Origin of the sequence: Corallococcus sp. 4LFB (assembly GCF_046520365.1) — a bacterium.
Taxonomy (GTDB): domain Bacteria; phylum Myxococcota; class Myxococcia; order Myxococcales; family Myxococcaceae; genus Corallococcus; species Corallococcus caeni.
The window spans coordinates 1-3,299 of sequence record NZ_JBKGHJ010000702.1 but is presented as its reverse complement, the minus strand read 5'-3'; the positions used below and the strand labels follow the sequence as shown (position 1 = coordinate 3,299).

The 3,299-nt window shown below is 72.8% G+C and carries 2 protein-coding genes and 1 pseudogene; 1 reads left to right on the top strand and 2 read right to left on the bottom strand.

Annotated elements, in window-relative coordinates; translation table 11 throughout:
• Positions 1 to 523 (bottom strand): XdhC family protein (locus tag ACLEQD_RS39830; RefSeq protein ID WP_410391143.1); only part of this gene is annotated, 523 nt, incomplete at its 3' end.
• A 288-nt stretch (positions 524 to 811) separates the two neighbouring features.
• Here ACLEQD_RS39830 and ACLEQD_RS39825 point away from each other — a divergent pair.
• Positions 812 to 2,083, top strand: a complete 1,272-nt coding sequence (locus ACLEQD_RS39825) for an endonuclease/exonuclease/phosphatase family protein (protein WP_410391142.1) — start codon at positions 812 to 814, stop codon at positions 2,081 to 2,083.
• A gap of 17 nt (positions 2,084 to 2,100) precedes the next feature.
• On the opposite strand, the pseudogene ACLEQD_RS39820 reads toward ACLEQD_RS39825, so the two are convergent.
• Positions 2,101 to 3,245: pseudogene (locus ACLEQD_RS39820) on the bottom strand (thioester reductase domain-containing protein).
• Positions 3,246 to 3,299: the final 54 nt, after the last annotated feature.

Sequence of the window (3,299 nt, the reverse complement as noted above, 5' to 3'; positions counted from 1 at the left end):
CGCGCACCAGCGCTTCCGTCGCCGCCGCGCGCACCGGTTCGAGCAGCGCGCCCTTGAGGCTCCCCGCCGACACGCCGTCCTCGCGCAGCATCAGCCGCAGGCCCACCGCGTCCGCGGGCCCCCGGTACACCGTGGCCACCACCGCGCGCAGTGACTGCTTGCGCGCCTCGGCCGCGAAGCTGAGCGCGTCACCAGAGCCCGGCTCCCAGCGCTCCAGCAGGATGTCCACCACCCCGTTGCACCCGAGCGCGAACGACAGGCCGCCTTCGTCCTCCGCGGTGTCGCCGGTGGTGTCGTAGCGCAGCACGCGCGGCCCCTCCGACGTCCAGAAGAAGGCCTTGCGCACGAGGTCGCCCTCCAGACACCCGCCGCTCACCCCACCCGCGAGCCAGCCGTCCGCGCCCATCAGCATGCGAGCACCCGGGCGCCGGTAGGACGAGCCGGACACCGCCACCACCGTCGCCAGCACCACCGGACCGGAGGCGCGCCCGCAGGCCCGCAGGAGGTCATCGAGTTCCTTCATCGCCCGTCCATCTAACCACCCGCGCCTCGTGACCGGGGCGAATCCACGCGGGCCGGAGGTGCACCGTCCGACTCCACTTTCATGCCCGGCGCAAGCAGGGCGACCGTCCAGCCGACCGCCCGTCCCCTGCATGACGCTGGCGGACGTGGCCTGTCGCCACGAACTTGAGCGGAGGACTTCTGATGGAGGCTCGGTGGAATCAACAGCGCGACGGCATGACGCCCGACATCGCTTCCCCTTCGCTCATGTCACCCCGCGGGCCGGGCGCCCCAGCAAGGAGAGGGCGTCATGAAGATGCCCGAAGTGCTGGAGCATCTGCCCGCCGTGGGACACCTGCTCGGCCGCAAGCCGGGCGGGCAGGAGGACATCTTGCCCAGACGTGACCCCACCCTCACCCTGCCGGACTTCCACGCCGTGCCGCTGCCCGCCAGCGAGCGCCGACTGGGAGACGGCCGCACCTTCATCGTGCACCACCCGTCGCCGCGCGCGCCCCGGGGACCGGGCCTCACGGTGATGAGCTACAACATCCTCCTGGGCGGCGAGCGCCAGGAGGCGCTGCTGGAGTACTTCACCCAGCTGGAGGCCCAGGACCGCATGCCGGACGTCATCGGCCTGCAGGAGGCGGGCGTCCCCATGGCGGTGCTGCTCGCGTCCCGCTTCGGCTTCCACCTGGCCTACCAGGGCAGCGACGGCGACGACGGCACGCGGCTGGTGAACGGCAAGGCGTGGCTCAGCCGCCATCCCATCGTGGACGCCGCGCACTTCACCTACGTCCTCACCGACGCCGAGCGCACGGACGCCATCGCGCGCCAGGGCTACGCGGGAGAGCTGGTGGAGGACCGCGGCGTGCTCTGGTTGAAGCTGGAGGTGGAGGGCCACCCGCTCTACCTCTACAACCTGCACCACGCGCTGGGAGACCCGGCCATCAACGCGCTCAACCTGCGCCAGCTCAACGCGCTCCTGCACCGGCGCGAGGGCGTCCCCGCCGTCGTGCTGGGCGACTTCAACGCCAACACCGCCATCAAGCGCGGCGGCTCGTGGCTGGTGGCGCACCTGCTGCACCCGAAGCAGGACAACGACACGGACACCATCGAGGAGTTCCGGCTCCGCTACGGCGACGACATGCACAACGTCACCGTGGGGGACCGCGGCGTGGGCAACATCGCGGATCCGCGCCTGCGCCACGAGCTGCACGTGCTGGAGCAGGACCTGCCGGAGACGGTGTGTCACGCGGCGACGGTGCGCGTGCGGCTGGCGGACCACTCGCTGACGACGCCGCACCACGCCCGCACGGAGCTGAGCTCCGGCCAGATTCCCAAGCACAGCCCCGCGTGGTGGCGGCTGCAGGACATCGCGGACTGCGCCACGCTCACCTCGCACCCGGACAGCCACGGCGTGGTGCACGCCACGGGCAAGCGCTTCGACAACTTCTACGCGACGCGCACGCTGGTCCCCGTCCTCTTTGAAGTGGACCGCTCCACCGAGTCCTCGGACCACCAGCCGGTGGTGGCCCACTTCCGCTTCGCCGACGGGCTGGCCAAGGCCCCGCCGCACCACTGACCTTACGCGGCCACCGCTCAAGCGGCGATGGCCGCGCAGCGGTGGCGCGCGAACAGGTCCTTCACGTAGCGGCCCAGCAGGGCCGCGTCGATGTCCGGGCACTGGAGGTCCGTGCCCGCCAGCGCGGCGCGCGCGTGGTCGGTGCGCACGCGCGGCGTGCGGTGGTGCAGCTCCAGCACCGTGCGGGTGCCGTGGTAGACCTTCTCCCGGAGGAACGCGACCAGCGGGAAGAGGGCGTTGTCCGGCCCCACCCGCCCCAGCTCCCGCAGCCACACCGCCGGGGCCACGCGGCGCACCGGGTGCCCGTGCGCGCCCAGCATGTCGAAGAGGGCGTTGTGGGAGGGCTCCTGCTCGCGCTCCGGCGCCAGGTTGTACGTGCCGCCCGGGGCCTGGGTGAGCACCAGGTGCGCGGTGGCGCTGGCCACGTAGTCCACCGGCACCGGCAGCCAGTACTTGTCCGGCAGGTCCGGCGACATGCCCAGCTGCGCGTTGCCCACCAGCAGCCGGCACAGCATGTCGTCCGCGTTGCCGATGCCCGTGCGGCTGTGGCCCTGGATGAAGCCCGGCCGGTAGATGCTGACGGGCAGGCCGCTCGCGCGCGCGTCCACGGCGATGCGCTCCGCGACCCACTTGGCCCGCGTGTAGCCGTTCTCGTAGACCATCAGGTCCAGCGAGCGCTCCAGCGCGAAGTCCTCGTCCACCTCCTCCAGGCCCAGCAGCGTGCCCACCGCGCCGTGGACGCTGAGCGAGGACACGTGGTGCAGCGGCTTCGCGCGGCCGTGCGCGCAGAAGGCCAGCACCTGCTGCGTGCCGGCGACGTTGGGCGCCCCGCGTCCGCGTACGGCAGGATGTAGCTGATGCTCGCGGCCGAGTGCACCACCGCGTCGCACTGGAGCGCGAGGGCGTCATGCACGGACGCCTCCAGGCCCAGCCGCGTCCGGGTGATGTCGCCCGCCACCGCCTGGATGCGCCCGTCGCGCCAGGGCAGGTGCACGCCGTACTTGCGCGCGGTGGCGCGAAGCCGCGCGCCGGCCTCCGCGTCGTCGCGGGCCCGCACGAGGCAGTGGATGCGCTCCACGCGCGGGGCCAGCGCCGCCAGCAGGTGGATGCCCAGGAACCCCGTCGCCCCCGTGAGCAGCAGCGTGCGCGGCGGCTGCTTCACCGTGGCGGGCACCGCGAGCAGGGGCAGGGCCGCGGAGCGCGCGTCGTGAGCACG